Raw genomic sequence first — 813 nt, 5'->3', positions numbered from 1 at the left:
AACCCCCCGTACCCCCAAAGAAGCCAGGCCCCGCCGGTCGCAGCGCACCTATCGCTGGAACTGGCCCGGCTGGCTGCCGGGTCTCTTGATGCTGGCCCTGGGCAGTGTAGCGCTCTGGCAAGCGGCCAACAGCTACTTGAACCCACCCGAGTACGTGCTACCCGACCTGGTAGGCAAAACTCCCCGACAGGCCCTCGAGGCTGTGCGTACCTACGGTCTCAAGGTGGAGTTTACCGAGGGGAGCGACGTCTCGCTGCCCAAAGACCAGATTCTGGAACAGACCCCCGACCCCGGCACCCGCGTGAAGCCCGGGCGCAGGCTCGAGCTGGTCATCAACAAACCCCGCTTTGGCAACGTCCCCACCGTGAGTGGGCGCTCCCTGGAGGATGCCCGCCAGGCCCTCGAGGCTTCCGGCTACCGGGTGGCAGGCATCACCCGCATCGCCTCCGGCGACACCGCCGACACCGTACTCTCCAGCATTCCCCGCGAGGGTCAGCCCCTCCGCCCCGGTGAGGGGGTGCGTTTGCTGGTCTCCACCGGAACCCGCCCTCCAGTGCGCGAGACCCTGCTGCCCGACCTGAGCGGACTGACCGAGGAGGAGGCCCGCTACATCCTGACGGTGGCCGAACTCCAGGCCCAGGTGGTGCGCGTGGCCTCCGGGGCACCCGAGGGGCTGGTGATTGGCCAGGAGCCCGGCCCCGGCGTCGTGCTGCCGCGCGAGACCGTGGTGCGGGTGCTGGTAGCGGCCCAGCCTGTGGCCTCCCTGCCTAGGGCCTCGCCCTTTGCCCCTCCCCGGCTGGAACCGCCTCCCCC

1 protein-coding gene is annotated in these 813 nt (G+C 69.9%); it reads left to right on the top strand.

What is annotated here, in order from left to right:
• Positions 1 to 813 (top strand): PASTA domain-containing protein (locus tag Mhypo_RS17805; protein WP_119342533.1); only part of this gene is annotated, 813 nt, incomplete at both ends.

It is taken from the genome of Meiothermus hypogaeus, assembly GCF_003574035.1.
Taxonomy (GTDB): Bacteria; Deinococcota; Deinococci; order Deinococcales; family Thermaceae; genus Meiothermus; species Meiothermus hypogaeus.
The sequence above is the reverse complement of the archived record's forward strand: the minus strand, read 5'-3'. Positions and strand labels throughout refer to the sequence as shown.